Source organism: Brevundimonas naejangsanensis DSM 23858 (assembly GCF_000421705.1).
Taxonomy (GTDB): domain Bacteria; phylum Pseudomonadota; class Alphaproteobacteria; order Caulobacterales; family Caulobacteraceae; genus Brevundimonas; species Brevundimonas naejangsanensis.
In genome coordinates, this window is the sequence record NZ_ATXN01000003.1 from 270,824 (window position 1) to 287,642 (window position 16,819).

12 protein-coding genes are annotated in these 16,819 nt (G+C 67.2%); 8 read left to right on the forward strand and 4 right to left on the reverse strand.

From position 1 onward, the window contains the following. Window positions 1-3 precede the first annotated feature (3 nt). Window positions 4-873 carry a bile acid:sodium symporter family protein gene (locus tag H556_RS0108755; protein WP_024354070.1) on the reverse strand — a complete coding sequence of 290 codons (870 nt, stop codon included), beginning with the start codon at window positions 871-873 and terminating at the stop codon, window positions 4-6. Between the two features lie 21 nt (window positions 874-894). Further along, window positions 895-2,571 carry an FAD-binding dehydrogenase gene (locus H556_RS0108760; RefSeq protein ID WP_024354071.1) on the reverse strand — a complete coding sequence of 559 codons (1,677 nt, stop codon included), beginning with the start codon at window positions 2,569-2,571 and terminating at the stop codon, window positions 895-897. 225 nt (window positions 2,572-2,796) lie between these two features. Between H556_RS0108760 and H556_RS0108765 the strand changes: the two genes are divergently transcribed. From H556_RS0108765 to H556_RS0108805, 8 genes are all read left to right on the forward strand, one after another. After that, window positions 2,797-4,320, forward strand: coding sequence for a TolC family protein (locus H556_RS0108765; RefSeq protein WP_024354072.1), 1,524 nt, complete (start codon window positions 2,797-2,799; stop codon window positions 4,318-4,320). Further along, window positions 4,317-5,384: an HlyD family secretion protein gene (locus H556_RS0108770; RefSeq protein WP_245559453.1), complete on the forward strand. Its 1,068-nt coding sequence runs from the start codon at window positions 4,317-4,319 to the stop codon at window positions 5,382-5,384. The genes H556_RS0108765 and H556_RS0108770 overlap by 4 nt, the downstream gene beginning before the upstream one ends. Further along, window positions 5,381-7,672, forward strand: a complete 2,292-nt coding sequence (locus H556_RS15865; RefSeq protein ID WP_024354074.1) for an ABC transporter permease — start codon at window positions 5,381-5,383, stop codon at window positions 7,670-7,672. Before H556_RS0108770 ends, H556_RS15865 begins: the two co-directional genes overlap by 4 nt. Before the next feature lie 168 nt (window positions 7,673-7,840). Beyond that, entirely contained in the window at window positions 7,841-8,434 is a 594-nt protein-coding gene (locus H556_RS0108780) for a hypothetical protein (protein WP_155802450.1), read from the forward strand. Between the two features lie 69 nt (window positions 8,435-8,503). Then, window positions 8,504-9,241, forward strand: a complete 738-nt coding sequence (locus H556_RS15870) for a fimbrial biogenesis chaperone (protein ID WP_119412274.1) — start codon at window positions 8,504-8,506, stop codon at window positions 9,239-9,241. Between the two features lies 1 nt (window position 9,242). Further along, the gene (locus H556_RS0108790) at window positions 9,243-11,858 is read left to right on the forward strand and encodes a fimbria/pilus outer membrane usher protein (protein WP_024354077.1); all 2,616 of its coding nucleotides are present in this window, start codon (window positions 9,243-9,245) and stop codon (window positions 11,856-11,858) included. 16 nt (window positions 11,859-11,874) lie between these two features. Further along, window positions 11,875-12,756, forward strand: a complete 882-nt coding sequence (locus tag H556_RS0108795) for a hypothetical protein (RefSeq protein ID WP_024354078.1) — start codon at window positions 11,875-11,877, stop codon at window positions 12,754-12,756. Window positions 12,757-13,151: 395 nt separating this feature from the next. After that, window positions 13,152-13,730 (forward strand): helix-turn-helix transcriptional regulator, encoded by a 579-nt coding sequence (locus tag H556_RS0108805; protein ID WP_024354079.1) that lies wholly within the window; start codon window positions 13,152-13,154, stop codon window positions 13,728-13,730. Window positions 13,731-13,748: 18 nt separating this feature from the next. On the opposite strand, the gene H556_RS0108810 is transcribed toward H556_RS0108805, so the two are convergent. Further along, window positions 13,749-14,933 carry a copper resistance protein B gene (locus H556_RS0108810; RefSeq protein WP_245559454.1) on the reverse strand — a complete coding sequence of 395 codons (1,185 nt, stop codon included), beginning with the start codon at window positions 14,931-14,933 and terminating at the stop codon, window positions 13,749-13,751. Continuing rightward, a complete protein-coding gene (locus H556_RS0108825; RefSeq protein WP_024354082.1) occupies window positions 14,930-16,750 on the reverse strand; it encodes a copper resistance system multicopper oxidase in 1,821 nt (606 codons plus the stop codon). Before H556_RS0108825 ends, H556_RS0108810 begins: the two co-directional genes overlap by 4 nt. Window positions 16,751-16,819 lie beyond the last annotated feature (69 nt).

Below are 16,819 nucleotides of genomic sequence, written 5' to 3' on the forward strand. Positions count from 1 at the left end.
CGTTCAGCGTGCGACGGCTGCTGCGCGCTTGCGGGTAATCAGCAGGCCGAACGCCGCCGCCAGCGGGAACATCAGCACGCCATAGACGGCGCCGGGCAGGGTCATCTCCGGGCTGCGCAGCACCGATTGGGCGATGACGATGGCGAGGGTGGCGTTGTGCAGCCCGACCTCGAAGGCGCTGGCGATGGCCTGCGGGCGTTCGATCTTCAGCAGGCGGGGCACGGCGAAACCTATGCCCAGGCTGAACAGGCAGAACAGGATGACGATCCCCGCCAGGGCCTGGAAGTTGGCGAGCAGCACATCCAGGCTGGACGCCGCTGCGCCCAGGATCACCAGCGTCAGGATCAGGATGGAGGCGATACGGACCGGCCTGTCCATCGCCTGGGCGAAGCCGGGTTTCAGGCCGCGCACCAGCATCCCCAGAGCCACGGGAACCAGCGCGATCATGAAGACCTCGAGGGTCTTGGTCAGTTGCAGGCCGACCTTCATGTCGCCGGGCTGGAAATAGGCCACGGCCAGGTTGACGATGACCGGCAGGGTCACCACGGCGATGACGGAGTTGATCGCCGTCAGACTGATGTTCAGGGCCACATCGCCGCGGAACAGGTGGCTATAGAGGTTGGCCGTTGTCCCGCCGGGCGAGGCCGCCAGCAGCATCATGCCGACCGCCAGGATCGGCGGCAGCCGGAACGCAAGCACCAGGGCGAAGCAGATCGCCGGCAGCAGAAGCAACTGACAGGCCAGCGCTACAGCCGCCGCCTTCGGCTGTCGGCCCACCCGGACGAAATCGGATGGCGTCAAGCTCAGGCCCAGGCCGAACATGATGATGCCCAGCGCGATCGGCAGCCCGATCAGGGTCAACGGCGAGCCCATAGGTCATTCCCCCTGTTGTCGTCAGTTCCGCCCGGAGAGCGCCCGTCCCGCCGCTCGCCCGGAGAAGATGCATCCGCCCAGGAAGGTGCCTTCCAGAGCGTTGTAACCATGCAGGCCGCCGCCGCCGAAACCAGCGGCTTCGCCTGCAGCATAGAGACCTTCCAGCACAGCGCCGTCGGGCGTCAAGACGCGGCTGGACAGGTCCGTCTGAAGTCCGCCCAGCGACTTTCGCGTCAGCACATGCAGCTTGACGCCGATCAGCGGCCCCGCCTGCGGATCCAGCACCTTGTGCGGCGCCGAGGTGCGCGCCCAGCGGTCGCCTTTGTAGCGTCGGCTGTTGTGAATGCCCTGAACCTGAACGTCCTTGGCGTAGGGATTGTCCATCTGGGCGTCGCGATCCTCGATCTGGCGGCGGATCAGGGCCGGGTCGAGCAGCGGTTGCTCGGTGAGTCCGTTCATCTTCGCCACCAGCGTCTCCAGATCATCAGCGACGACGAAGTCGGCGCCCTTGTCGCGGAAGGCGGCCACCTCCTTCGGCGCGCCCTTGCCCAGACGCGAACGCAGGACGCCGAGAAGATTGCGGTTGGTGATGTCGGCGTTCTGTTCCGATCCCGACAGAGCGAATTCCTTGGCCAGCATCGTCTCGGTGACGATGAACCAGGAATGGTCGTACGCCGCCAGATCGGGCGTGGTGCGCAGGTGTTTCAGCGTCGCCATGGTGTCATAGCCGGGCAGGGCGGGATGCGGCAGGCGCCGACCCAGGGCGTCGAACCACAGAGGCGAGGGGCCGGGCAGGATGCGGATGGCGTGCCGGGGCCAGATCGGCGCCCAGTTCCGCACCCCTTCAACATAGTGCCACATGCGGTCTCGGTTCACGAGGCGGGCCCCGGCCTCAGCGGCGATGTCCAGCATCCGGCCGTCGACATAGGCGGGGACGCCGGTGATCATTTCGCGCGGCGGCGCGCCCAGCCGTTCAGGCCAGTATCGCCGCACCAGTTCGTGATTGCCGCCTATGCCGCCGGTCGCCAGGATCACTGCGGGCGCCTTCAGGGTGAAGTCGCCGATTACGGTGCGGTTCGTCGGCGCCCCGCGCGGCGCATCATCCGGGGCCAGGACCGCGCCGCTGACGCCGACGACGCGGCCGCCCTCGACCAGCAGTTGATCGACGCGACGTCGGTGATGAAACGTCAGTCGATTTTGTTTCGCCGCATCCCTGGCCCTGTCGGCGAACGGCTCGGACACCCCGGTGCCGGTTCCCCAGGCGACATGAAAGCGGGGCACGGAATTGCCGTGGCCGAAGGCGGTCCCGCCGCCGCGCTCGGCCCATCCGACCATCGGAGTCAGCTTCACGCCGAGCTGCCGCAGCCAGCTGCGCTTCTCGCCGGCGGCGAACTCGACATAGGCCCGGCCCCAGCGCACAGCCCATTCATCTTCGGCGCCCGGCCCCTCAAGTCGGTCCCATCCGGCGCTGCCCTGCCAGTCACGCCAGGCCAGGTCGAGGCTGTCTCGCACGCCCAGACGCCGCTGTTCAGGCGAGTCGACCAGGAATAATCCGCCGAACGACCAGTAGGCCTGACCGCCTAGATTGCCTGCATTCTCCTGGTCGATCAGGGCGACGCGCTGGCCCGCCGTCACCAGCTCCTGACAGGCCGCCAGACCGGCGAGACCAGCGCCTACGACGATGACATCGGCGTCCATGAATGCTCCATTTCGGGTGAGGGGCGGTTGAATATAGTACTGACATTGAAGTTAGTACTGTCTAGGGTCGAGAGCAACAGCAGCTAGGCTGTTTCGTCTCGCAGCCGGCCTCGAGGCAGGATTACAGACGAGGCTGCACGTGGAGAGCCAGCCGCTCCCCTGCTTGCTTGACGCAACGGCGGCGCGTCAGGATCGTTGGGGTCGGACGTGATACGGGGTGAAGCGATGATGATCAGTGGGGTCGGGCTGTGCGTCGCGCTGGCTGCGGGGCCGATGGCGAGCAGCCAGGAGGCGGAGCCGCAGGCGCAACTGACCGCATCTGCGCCCCGAAACGCCGAAGCGTCCCGCACCCCGTTGAGCTATGCAGAGGCTGAGGCGCGGCTGCGTTCGACGTCCAGCCTGAACCGGGCCGCGGGTTATGCGGTGGAGGCTGCGGAGGCCCAGGCGCGCGCGGCAGACGGCCTGAACCGACCGACGGTGTCGCTGGACGCTCAGCTGATCCGCTATCGCAAGACGTTCGACCTGTCGCTGGGCGAGCCGCTGGACCGGGCGCAGTCCGACATCAGCGCGGCCATTCCGGGTCTGATCTCAGGTCTGCCCGGCGTGCCGGGCGATGTTTTGGGCGTCGTGGAGCAGAGGCTGCAGGCGGCTCTGCCGGAGATTTTCGCCGCTCTGCCGCACGACATACGGCTGCAGGTGGACGATACGACGTTTCGCCCGACGGTGACGGCGCTTCAGCCCATCTATACCGGCGGCGCCATTCCGGCCCTCCGTCGGGCGGCGGAGGCCAATCTTGATCTGGCCGAAGCCAAGCGTCGGGAAGCCGTCGATCTGGAAGGCGTCGGGCTGGCCCAGGCCTATTTCGGCCAGGTGCTGGCGGCGGAGGCGCTGAAGATCGCCATAGACACGCGCGACGGCTTTGATCTGCATCTGGACAACGCGCGCCGCATGGAGAGCGAGGGTTTCCTCAGCCGCGCCCAGACGCTTCAGGTCGAGGTGGCGCGCGACGCCGCCCAGCGCCAGGTCAACCGCGCCGAGCTGGAGCATGAAAACGCCGTCGCCTCGCTGGCGCGCGTGACGGACCTTGAGGACGGGGCGACGCCGACCACGCCCCTGTTCGTCAACCGCGGCCCGGTGGGACCTGCCGACCTGTTTCTGGACAGCGCGGGGCAGTCGAACGCGCGGGTCATTCAGGCGCAGGCGGGGCGCGATCTGGCCGAGGCGGGGGCCGATCTGGCGGCCTCGCGACTGAAGCCGTCGGTGTTCGCCTTCGGGACCTACAACATGAACCCCGATGATTCCCTGCCGACCGAGCCTGACTGGGCTTTTGGCCTGGGCGCCCGCTACACCCTGATGTCTTCGGTGGACAGGCGACGGCTGCTCGGCGCCGCGCGGGCCCAGGCCTCGGCGGCGTCTCAGATGGAGCGCAAGGCCCGCGACGACGCCCGGCTGATGGTCACGCGCGCCTATAATCAGGTCGATCTGGCCCGGCGGCAATTCCTGAGCATGGACAGCAGTCTGGAGGCCGCGCGCGAGAACCTGCGCGTGCAGGAGGTCGGCTTCCGCGAGGGCGAGGCGACGGCCGCGTCGGTGATCGACGCCCGCAACCTGTTGGGAACCGCGCGCCTGCAACGGGCGGCTGCGGCCTATGAATACGATCTGAGCCTGGCGGCGCTTTTGGCGACGTCGGGCAACGGCCGGACCCTGAACGATTATCTGCAACGCGACGACCGGATCAGCGCCCCATGACTCAGCGCCCCATGAGCGAGACGCCTTCATCGGCCTATACGCCGCCCAAACCCGCCGAGGCGCCGCCGCCGAAACAGCGCCGTCCGCTTCTGCCGTTGATTGTCGCGGCGGGGGTGGCGCTGCTGCTGGTCTTCATCGTCGTGGGTCTGTTCCTGGCCGCTCGTCCGGCGCCGGATCAGGTGCAGGGCATGGTCGAGGCCGAGACCTTCACCGTCGCCACCAAGGTGCCCAGCCGCGTCGAACGCTTTATGGCGGCGGAAGGCGATCAGGTGGCGGCTGGCCAGGAGTTGGCGCTGATGAGCAGCCCCGAGGTCGAGGCCAAGGATGCTCAGGCGCGGGCCCTGCTGCAGTCGACGCAGGCCATCCAGTCCATGAGCCGCGAGGGCGCCCGCGCCGAGGACGTGCAGACGGTCGAGTCCATCTGGCGCGCGTCACAGGCGACGGCCCGTCTGGCTGATCAGACCGCGCGCCGGGCCGAAAACCTGTTCGCCGAGGGCGTCATTTCCGCCCAGCGCCGCGACGAGGCGGTTGCCGCCCGCGCCGCAACGGCGTCTCAGTCCGAGGCCGCGCGCCAGCAGTATCTGAAGGCGCAGGCCGGAACCCGTCCGCAAGAGAAGTTGGTCGCCGACGCCAACGTCAGCGGCGCCCGCGCCGCCGTCGCTGAGGTCGAAAGCCTGCAGGGCGAGACCCGTCTGACCGCTCCGCATGGCGGCGAGGTGTCGGAACGCTTCGCCAATGTCGGCGAGCTGGTGCTGACGGGCGTGCCGGTGTTCACCATCGTCGATACGTCTGATCCGTGGGTCGCCTTCAGCGTGCGCGAGGACCAGTTCCGCGAGCTGAAGATCGGCGCGACCGTGCGCGGGGACGTACCCGCGCTGGGCGTAAAGGGCGCGGCTTTCCGCGTCACCGCCATCAGCCCGCAGGGCGAGTTCGCCACATGGCGCTCGACCCGGCAGTCCAGCGGCTATGATGTCCGCAGCTTCCAGGTGAAGGCCAAGCCTGTCCGGCCGATCGAGGGCCTGCGGCCGGGCATGAGCGTCCTGTTCGACTGGTCGGCGCGATGAAGGGCGGGGCGGCCGTCTTTCTTGCGGCCGTTCAGGACGAGGCGCGGCGGCTGGCGACCCGGCCGTGGGACGCCTTCGTCGCCTTCGGCCTGCCGCTGATCCTGCTGGCGGTGATCGCGGCCATGCTGGCGCCCGGCGTGATCCGTCAGGCCCCGGTCGCCGTGGTGGATCAGGACAACTCGGCCTTCAGCCGTGCGGCGATCCGCAACATGGAGGCCAGCCCCGGCCTGCGGGTGGCCCACGCGCCGGCGACGGTGGATGAGGCCGTAGCCCTGATGCGGCGCGGCGAGGTCTACAGCATCGCTCACTTTCCCTCGGGCTTCAGCGAAGGCGCCTTCCGTCGTCCGGAGCAGGTGACGGTGTCGTTCAACGGCGCCTTCCAGACCGTCGGCGCCCTGTCGGCTCTGGGCCAGTCGTCGGCCATCGCCTCGGCCGCCGCGCCTCGACTGGAGGAGCGCGCGCGCCAGATGGGCCTGCCCGCCACGGCGCTGGAGCCCCCCGCCGTCCAGGTGTCGATCATCGGCAATCCGCAGCTGAGCTTCGAGCTGTTCCTCGGCGGTCTGCTGGCGCCCGGCGTGCTGCACCTGCTGGCGGCCTGTTCGGCGGTGCTTGCGGTCGGACGGCTGATGCAGGGCGGTTCCTTCCGGGCGTTCAAGGCCCAGACCGGCGGGCGGACGACGGCGGCTCTGATCGGGACGCTGATCCCGCATTTCGTCATTTTCTCCCTGTGGGGCCTGGCCTGGATCGGCTGGCTGTGCGGGATCAGGGGCTGGGGCGTGGCGGGGTCCTTGCCCCTGCTGATGCTGGGCGTGGTCGCCCTAATGGCGGTCAGCGTCGCCCTGTCGGCCCTGCTGGTCGCCCTGCTGGGAGATGTCGACATGGCCTTCTCGGCCACCGCCATCTATTCGGGCGCTGCCATCGCCTTCTCGAACGGCACCCTGCCGCTGGATCACGGGCCGCGCTTTGCCCGAATCTGGAGCGATATCCTGCCCTACACCCACTATCTTCGGCTGCAGACCGGCCAGATGGTGACCGGCGCAGCGCCCGGCGGGGCCTGGCGCGACCTGACGATCCTGAGCGTCGTCACTGTGATCGCCCTGATCTTGGCCGCCGTGCTGATCGGCCTGCGCGCCCGCCGCGCGCCCAAGGCCGAGGCGCTGGCCTTTCCCCTGCCGGAACAGGGCGTGGGCGCTACTTTCATCGCCACATTCCGCAACCTGCCGCGCGCCCGGCCGGTCAGCAGCCTGCTAATCCTGGCTGTGGTTCTGTACGCCTTCTACTATCCGGCCGCCTATGCCGGGCAGGCGGCGACGGGCCTGCCGGTCGCTGTGGTGACGCCGACGCAGAGCGCCCTGACCCGCGCCCTGGTCGAAGATCTGAACGCCTCCCATGCGGTCGAGGTCGCCGCCGTGATCCCTTCGACCGCCGAGGCGTCCGACCTGATGCGGCGAGGGGTGGTGGACGGCGTCGTCATCCTGCCTGACCGGTTTGAGAGCGATCTGGCGCGCGGCGCCCCCAGCGGCGTCGCCGTCTGGCTGAACGGCGGCTATCTGGTCCGGGTCACCTCTGTCGGCAAGGCGGTCGCGGCTGCGGCCGCCCACGTCGCCGAGACGCGGCTGGAGGGCCTGCCTCAGGCCGCACGCGCGGCAAAACTGGCGCCGACGCTGAAGCAGGAGTCCCTGTTCAATCCGACGGAAGGGTATGGCGATTACGCGGTGCCGGCGGTCAGTCTGATCATCCTGCAGCAGACCCTGCTGCTGGGCGCCGGCGTCATTGCCGCCCTGCGCCGCGAGACCGGCGCGGCCCCCATGCGACGCAGTGCGAGACTGGGCCTGTGGCTGGCGCTGACGGCGATCGGCACGGCGTCCTGCCTGTTCTATTTCGGTTTCGTCTTCTGGGTGCAGGACTATCCGCGCGGCGGCGATCTGGGCGGGGTCATCCTGCTGTCGCCGGTGTTCGCGGCCGGGGTCTCGGCGCTGGGGCTGCTGCTGGGCGGCTTGTTCGATCGTCACGAGCGGGTGCTGCAGGTGCTGGTCGGAACCTCGGCGCCTCTGTTCTTTCTGACGGGTGCGGCCTGGCCGCATTTCATGATGCCCAAGCTGCTGGTCTGGCTGGCTCATCTGTCGCCGTCGACCGCCGCCGTCCAGGCCTTCGTGCCGATGAACGCGATGGGCGCCAGTCTGGGGGAGGTCGCTCCGCAGGCGGTCGGGCTCGCTGCGCTGGCGGTGATCTTCGGCGCCCTGTGGCTGCTGCTCGGTCCTCCGCGCAGCAGCGCGGCCCAGTCATAGTCGTGAATGATTAGTTAAAATTGACTAGTCCAAGATGAGTAGCAACCTTGGGGATGTTGGTCTTCGGGACAGGTTGTAAATGGCGAGATTGTGGCGATCAGCCGCAAGTCCAGACATCGGAATCGACAGTCTGGGGTCTCGTTAAACAACCCATTCCCGGAGGCGAAGATGCGTACTTTGATGATGACTGCGGCCGCCACCGCCGCAGCAGCCCTGCTGGCTCTGCCTGGTGTTTCCAGTGCTCAGACCAATGTGACGGTCAGTACCAGCGTGACCAACTTCTGCGGCATCGGCCTGGCCAACGTGGCTGGCGGCAATGTCGCCGTGGCCAATGGCGCGCGCCAGAAAGTCACGACCCTGCGGATGTCGTGTAACGCCCCGAGCGGCGCCAAGCTGACGTCCAGCGCCCAGAACGGCGATTTCAAGTCGGCCGATGGCGTGCTGATCAACTACGACTGGGACCTGGTTGTCCAGCAAGTGCCGAGCCTCGGCTTCCCGGCTCAGGACACCTGGCCCGGCAGTCCGGCGGTGGTCACCGACTCGGGCGGCTATAGCCAGGCTCTGGCCGACGGCATCTTCGCCGATCTGTTCCTGAACCTTTGCTACAATGTTCCGGGCGGCCCCGGCGCCGGCGGCACGCAAGGCGATCCCACCAACCCCGGTTCGTCGGGCTGCGCGGCTGCGCCGTCCGGTCCGGGCGCGGCGTCGGCTCCGGCCGGCACCTATACGGAGACCTTTACCTTCACGCTGAACCCGGCTTGATCGAGCCAGAACGGGGAGCTCGCAAGGCTCCCCGTTTTCTTTTCACATTACTGCAGGGGAGATGCAGTCATGAGATTTCAAGTCGTCGCAGCTTCAGTGCTCTGCCTGATGATGGCCATGACGCCGGCGTCCGGTACGCGCGCCATGGATGTCTCGCCGATGGTGGCCAAGATCACGCCTTCAGGAAGCGGATCCAGCTACCGACTGACCGTGCGCAATACGGCCACGGCGCCGGCCACCGTGGAGATCGAAGTCTATCGGATGCAGGTCGATGAAAACGGCGCCCGCAGCCTAGTTCCAGAAGACGACGACATCGGGGTCTTTCCGGTCCAGTCCGTCATTCCGCCCAATCGCGAGCAGGTGGTGCAGGTGCGCTATCTGGGCGACAGCGCGCCGCAGGGCCGCATGTACCTTGTGCGGGCGGCGCAATTGCCGATCGACATGCAGGCTGTCACCGGCGAGGACGAAGCGGGCGCTGACGTCAAACTGGCCTTCACGATCAATACCTATGTTTTTGTGGCGCCGGCCAGCGCCAGGGCGGCGGTCGAGGTGACCTCCGCTTCCCGCGCGGCGAATGGCGACATCCTGCTGACGGCGCGCAATACGGGCGACGGATTCGCTCATCTGCGCGAGGCGCGTTTCACGCTCAAGACGGCGGACGGCAAGGCGCATGAGATTCCTGCCGCCGAGGTTGATGTCGGCGAGGTCAGCGTGATGGCGGGCGGCGCCACGCGTAATATGCGTATCCCTGCGGCGTTGGCGGCAGGCGCCAGCGGCGATGTGACCGCCTCGATCGTGCTGCTGTGAGATGCCCGGCCCCAATCGGATCTGGCGGCGCCTCGGCGCTGCGGCCTGCCTGGGCGGCAGCGTCGCGTCGGCGAGCAATGCTGAAACGCCGTTCGCGGGAGATGAGGTCATCCGCACCGCGCCCAACTATTCCGAAGTCACCTACGGCGCCGCCGCCGTAGTCCCGGTCGAGCGAGGCGCCCCTGACGTCCTGCTCGCCGCCGGCGCCGCGTCGAGTGTTCCCCCCGCGCTCGACGCGGTGGCCGGCGGACCTCAGGATCAGACGCCGTCCGCCCGGCCCAACCCGGTGCTGAGTCCCATCCAGGGGCCGCTGACCCTTGATGGCCGCTATCTGGGCGATCTGGCGGGGGAGGTGGATCTACAGGGCGAGGGTGTGGTCGACGCGCAGGCGCTGATGGACCTTCTGGGCCCCAGTCTGGCGCCCGCCCAGCGCGATCGGCTGAAGACGATCATCGCGTCGCAGAAACGCGTCAACATGGCGGACCTGCGAGACGAAGGCTTTTCCCTGAGTTTTGATCCTCTGGCGCTGACCTTTGTGGCCGAACTCTCGGCCGGGGCGCGGGCGCGTCGCGATGTCAGCTTCAATCGCAATGAGCTGGTCGATCCGGCGGCCTTTGACCAGCCCTCCAACTTCGCGGCCGGCGCCAATATCACGATGGCGCAGCAGTATTCCCACACCGAAAGCCGGTTCGCGCCGCTCTCGGGCGGGATCGACATGTTCGCTAATTTCGGCGGCTTCGACGGCGTGACGCTGACGGCGGGCGTCGACTATGACGGCGCATCATCCGATGAGCGTTGGCGCCGCCGTGAAATCCGACTGACCAAGGACCTGTTCCAGTCGGCGGTGCGGTTGACCGCGGGCGAGTTCGCTCCGCCAGTCGAGAGCTTTCAGGGATCGCGACGGTTTCTCGGCCTGTCGGCGGCGCGCGCCTATTCGACCATCCGGCCCTTTCAGAACGTGCGTCCGGCCGGGCGGCGGCAGTTCGTGCTGGATCGCCCCGCCCTGGTGGTGGTCGAGGTCAACGGCGTGATCATCGAGCGGCTGCGGCTGGACGCCGGGCCTTATTCGCTGGGCGACTTTCCGTTCGGCCAGGGCGCCAACACCGTTCGGCTGCTGATCGAGGACAATACGGGTCAAAGAGAGATCGCCGTGTTCGATCTGTTCGGCGGCGCGGGACTGCTGGACCCCGGCGTAGTGGACTTCGGCGTGTCGGCGGGCGTGCTGGAGGAGGGCGGATCGCTGGAATACGGCTCGTCGCTGGCCGCGTCGGGCTTTGTCCGCAAGGGGATCAGCGACGTGCTGACCCTGGGGGCCAACGCTCAATTGGCTCAGGGGCGCGGCCAGGCCGGCGGTCTGGCCGTTTGGGGCAGCCGCCTCGGACTGGTCCAGGCGAGCGCCGCCGTCAGTCATAACGGCGACACCGACGAGCAGGGCTATATCGCCTCGATCGACTACCTGCGCGAGACGACGTTCGGGCGAGAGGTGGATCTTCGCCTTGTGGCGTCGGTACAGGCGACCAGCCGTTATTTTCAGAATGTCTTTGAGAACACAGCCTTCAACCGTGAGCAGTGGCGTGCGGCCGGTCAGGCGTTGTTGCGGTTCCGCGCCTATACGCTGGGGTTCGGTGCGGCCTATGTGAAGGGGCGAGGCGAGCGGGATCGAACCGATCTGAACCTGAACTTCGGCCGCACCTTCCGTCGTTTCGGCGTCAATATGACGGTGCAACGCACGACCGCCCTGGACGGCCGCGACGACACGCGGTTCGGCATCAACCTGACCACTCGTTTCGGGGGGCGGTGGAGCGGCGTGGCCCGTTACGACACCCAGAACGACCTGCGCGAGGTGGGCATTTCGCGGGCCGCTACAGGTCGGCTGAACGATCTGAGCGGCGATCTGCGCTTCTCTGAGGACGGGACGCAGCAGACCATCGCGGGCGACCTGCGCTACATCAACAACCGCTTCGATGCGGAGATCGTCTCCAACCGGCTCGTCTCCAACCTGACCGACGGACAGACGCGGCAGGAGTCGTTGTGGCGGGTCTCGACCATGATCGGCTATGCGGACGGCGCCTTCGGCATCGGACGCTCGGCGCGCGAAGGTTTCGTCATCGCCACCGGCCACCCGACGTTGAAGGGCGCGCGCGTCAGCCTGACGGACTCCAGCGGCTATCCGGTCGCCAACAGCGGCTGGTTCGGCCCGGCGCTGGCGGGCGTCGATCGCGGCTATGGCGTGCGGCGCTATGAGCTGGAGGTCGACCCCCTGCCGGAAGGCTATGACCTGGGCTCCGGCGTGATCTCGGCATTCCCTGGTTTCGGCAACGGCTATCGTTTCGTCGTCGGCAGCGACGCTTCGCACACGGCGCGCGGCTATCTGATGTCGCCTGAGGGGCCGGTCGCCTTGATGGGGGGGCTGATCGTGGCGGCCGAGGCTCAGGACGAAGCGCAGGGCAAACCCTTCTTCACCAATCGCAATGGGCGGTTCATCGCCGACGGCCTGGCCCCCGGACGCTATCGACTGGTGATCAAGGGTCGGACAGTGGGGGAATTCGTCATCCCGGACAACGCGGAAGGAGTAAGCGATGTGGGAGAAATCAAAACCCCCGGCCCTGTGTCATAAGGCGCGGCTGCGGCTGATGATCGGGACAGCGGGCCTGTTGGCGGCCGCAGCCCTGGCGTCGAGCGTATCGGCTCAGGCGTGCGATCTGGCGGTGCGGGACGGACCGCAGACGGTGCGGATCGAGTACAATCCCTTCGCCATCGGACCGTCATCCGGCGCGCTGGACGTCGGCCTGGAGAACCGGGGCGAGGCCGCCTGCGATGTACGGATGTCGTTCACCGACGAGGTCGGCGTGGAAGTCACCAGCGTCGTGCTGGGCAATGTCGGCGTGCAGTTCCGCCCGCGCGAAGCATCGGGGGTGCAGATGGCCGACGTGCAGACGGCGGTGTTTCAGTATCAGTTGCCACCGGGCGCCAAGGGGCAGGCGCAGTTCGATGCTGCTGTGGTGCAGGGAGCGGTCGCCGACGCCGGCGAATACGGCGTGAACCTGCGTCTGGTGATGAAGACGGCGGATGGCGAACCGATCGGAGCGCCGATCCCGGTGCGGCTGATCCTTCAGGCGACGCCGAGAGCGCAACTGAATCTGGCCGGGGCGGCGGGCGCTTTCGGCACGGGCTCCAGCGTCGAGGTCGTGGATTTCGGCGAGGCGATCGCCGGGGTCACGCGGCGGATATTCCTTCAGGTCCGGGCCAACACCCTGGCGACGGTGTCGATCGCCTCCCAGCATGGCGGCGTCATGCATCGGGTGGAAGAGGCGCCCAACGCCCCGACCTTGCCCTATACGGTCGAACTGGATGGCGATGATGTTGATCTGTCGGCCCTGTGGACAAAACAGATTGATCCGCCGCGGACCCTGGCCGGTATTTCCATTCCGATGACCTTCGTTCTGGGTCCGGTCGCCGGGGCTATGGAGGGCCGCTATGCGGATGTTCTGACCATAGACATCTCCCCGAAGTAGACTGACCCATTTTGGGACTTTAAATGGTCGTAATAAATTTCGTGCCAGAAAGGTTGTGTTCTTGGTATCAGGTTCTGTGTTCGTTGTGGCATCAAAGTCGTCGTAAATTTTGACTTGAGCTAAGTTGATGATGTTCTCTAGGTAGAATCTTTAAGGCAGAGCTTATTAAAATCTCGGTTTCTCATTTTGAAGCTTGAAACTCGCTGTTATGCGTCCAAGAATGAGATTGCTGAGGACGCGCTGTTCAGCTTCGCGGAGCTGATGGGTCAGTAGGGCCGGGCGTGCGGGAGGTTAGGGCGATGATGGGAGAGCAGACCACGACAACGCTTGGATCGGACACGGCGAGCCCTGTGGACGGGTTGTTGATAAGCCGACCCGCGACGACTTTTGCCGATATGCGGACGTTCTACTCTCCTTCAGCGCCTCGTGATCTTCCGGAAGCCGACGCCTGGTTTGAGGCTGACGATACAGCCCGTTTTATTCTCGATACGGAAGGCCGGGTCCTGCGCACCAACGCCAAGGCGCGGGCCTTGGCCGATTGCGGCATGGTGGGGTCGCGCGGCCTGTTCATCTGCGCGGCGCATCGCAGCCGGGCGGAGCTGGACGCGCTGTTGCGGGATCTGGCCCATGGAAATCGGACGAGCGGACGCATCCTTTTCCGCACCGGCGACGACGAATGGTGCATCCTGGATCTGATGACGACGCCCGAGGCGCCGTGCAGGGTGTTCGCCACGGCGCAGCCGGTCAAACCGCTGGACCTGGCCAAAATCACGGCTCTGGGGGCGGTCTTCGGCCTGACCCGCGCCGAGACGGCGGTGCTGCTGCACTTGACCGCGGGCGCCACGCCCAAGGACATCGGCCGCAAGCTGGACATGTCGATCCATACCGTGCGGGCGCACCTGCGCTCGATCTGCATGCGGATGGGCGTCAGGGGCATCAACGGCGCCCTGCGGCTCAGCTTTCAGATGAGCTGACCCGCCTGCTGAGACGGCTCAGAACCAGGCTTTGACGCCGACGACGAGGCGCGTGTCCTCGGGGTCATGGCCGCGAGCCCTGGCGTAGTCGGCGGTGTCTCCCAGCGAACGGCTCCATTCGAGGCCGACGTAGGGAGCGAACTCCTTGCGGATTTCGTAGCGCAGGCGCAGGCTCGCCGTAACTGAAGTGACGCCCGAGCCGATTTCCAGTTCCGGGATGTCGCTGGCCGACAGCGCCAGTTCCAGCGCAGGCTGCAGGATCCATTTCTGGGTGAGGCGCTGGTCGTATTCGGCCTCGATCCGCGCGGTCAGGTCCCCTTCGGTCGACAGGAAGGCGGCGGCGCCTATTTCGAACCAGTAGGGAGCCACGCCGATAAGGCCGACGGTCAGGTGGGTCGTATCCTCGCCATCCGGGCGGAAGTCCTGACGCACGCCCGCCTGCACGTCCCAGAAGGGGGCGATGGCGCGGCTGTAGAGAGCCTGGAACTCGACCTCGTGCAGCTTGCCGTCGATCTCGCCTTCGCCTTCGGTCTTCCACCAGAAGCGGTTGATGTCGCCGCCGGTCCAGCCCTGGGCGCTCCAACGGTAGCTGTCGGCGCTGTCGCCGAACCCGGCCTCGAGGGCGTCGATGAAGACGGCCGTCGAGCGGATGTCGCCGTTCTCGGCCAGAAGCTGTTTGCGCGCCGCCGCCATGACGGCGGGGTCGTAAAGCAGATCGGCGGCATGGGCCGGGGCAGTACGAGCGGCGGCCGGAGGCGGGGTCTCGACCAGGCGGTCGCCGACAGCATCCACGCTGGTCGGGATGTTCGGTCCGCCGCGCATGGCGCCCATGTCGTGACCCGCATGAGGATCGGGGGGTTGGACAGCGTCATGCCCGGCGTGACCGCCCATGTCGTGACCGGCGTGCGGGTCGGCCTGCGCATTTTGAGCAGGCGCCATGTCATGACCCGCATGGGGATCAGCCGGAGCGGCGCCGTGTCCAGCGTGACCGCCCATGTCGTGACCGGCGTGCGGATCGGCTTGCGGTTTTTGAGCCGGAGCCATGCCGTGGCCTGCTGGGGCGGCGGCCGGGGCGGGCGCCGCCGGGACTTGGCTTGAATGACCAGCGTGCCCAGCATGACCGGCGTGGCTTTGCGCCAGGGCGGGGCCGCCAGCGGCCAGCATCAGGGGCGCGAGGGCCAGAGAGAGCGCTAGCGGCTTCACGAGGCGGCTCCATCCAGCGGGCGCACGGTGACGACGTTGAACATGCCCGCATGCATGTGCATCAGCAGGTGGCAGTGGAAGGCCCAGTCGCCGGGCGCGTCGGCCGTCAGGTGGAAAGTGACCTTGCCGCCGGGGGCGACGTTGACCGTGTGCTTCAGCGGCTGGTGGCCGTCGTGGCCGTTGACCAGTTCGAAGAAGTGGCCGTGCAGGTGGATGGGATGGGCCATCATGGTGTCGTTGACCAGCGTCACCCGCACCCGCTCGTTCAGCTCGAAGCGGATCGGCTCGACCAACTCTGAGAACTTGCGGCCGTCGAAGCCCCACATGAACCGCTCCATATTGCCGGTCAGGTGGATTTCCATCGTGCGCGAGGGCGCGCGGGTGTCGCTGTTGGCTGTCAGGGCGCGCAGGTCGGCGTAGACGAGTACGCGGTGGTCGACGTCTTCCAACCCCTGCGGCCGGTCGGCCAGACGGTTGGACGGGGCGGACGAGATCATGTCCACGCCGACGCCGACCGCCATGTCTGCCGGGGCGTTGTTCGGATCGCGCATGCTGTGGCTCATGCTGCCGTGGTCCATCGGCGCGGCAGATGCTGTAGCGCCCGCCGCTGCTCCATGGCCCATGGCCGCGTGGTCCATCTCTGCGGCTCCGTGAGCGGCGTGATCCATTCCGCCGTGATCCATGCCGCCCATGCTCCCACCCATGCCCATGTCCTTCATGGTCAGGTTCGGAACCTGGCGCAGCGGCGGGACCTCGGCGGTCATGCCCAGGCGGGGCGACAGGGTGGCGCGGCCCATGCCCGAGCGGTCGATGGCTTCGGAGACGATGGTGTAGGCGCGGTCCTCGCGAGGGTGGACGATGACATCATAGGTCTCGGCGACCGAGATCTGGAACTCGTCCACCTCGATCGGCTGGACGTTCTCGCCGTCGGCGTTGACCACGGTCATCGGCAGGCCGGGGATGCGGACGTTGAAGATCGACATGGCCGAGGCGTTGATGATGCGCAGGCGCACCCGCTCGCCCGGCTGGAACAGGCCGGTCCAGTTCTCGTCGGGGCCGTGGCCGTTGACCAGATAGGTGTAGGTCGTGCCGTTGACGTCTAGAATATCGCGCGGGTCCATCCGCATCTGGCCCCACATGCGGCGCTCGGACAGGCTCATGCGATCCGATCCATCCAGCAGTCCGGCCAGGGTGGTCTTCTGCTGGTTGAAGTAGCCGGGGCTCTTCTTCAGCTTGTCGAGGATGTCGTGCGGATGCAGGAAGCTCCAGTCCGACAGGACCAGGACGTGTTCGCAGTCATAGGCGACCGGGTCGGCGCCCGCCGGATCGATGATCATGGGGCCGAAATGGCCGATGGCTTCCTGCAGGCCGGAATGGCTGTGATACCAGTAGGTGCCCGACTGCCTGACCGGGAACTCATAGACGAAGGTTTCGTGCGGCTTGATGCCGGGGAAGCTGATGCCCGGCACGCCGTCCATCTGGAACGGCAGCAGCAGGCCGTGCCAGTGGATCGAGGTGTCCTCGTCCAGATGATTAGTCACCGACAGGCGGACGTTCTGTCCCTCGCGCAGGCGGATCAGCGGGGCCGGAAGCGTGCCGTTGACGGTCACGGCATGGCCCGTGCGCCCGCCGACGGTGAAGGGCGAACGGCCGACGCTCAAGGCCACGTCGGGGCCATGCAGGGTCGGCAGGTCGGCGCGCAGTCCCGTCGTGCCGCTGCGCGCCCAGGCCGGAACCAGCCCCTGCGCCGCCAGCAGGCCCAGACCCCCAGCCGCGCCGCGCAGAAGGCTGCGCCGGTCGGTTCCGATGATGGCCATGCGTCGTCTTTCCCGTGAAATCAGACGCGGTTTGTGAGCCTTCCCACAAGGGGAAGGTCAAGCGTGCGC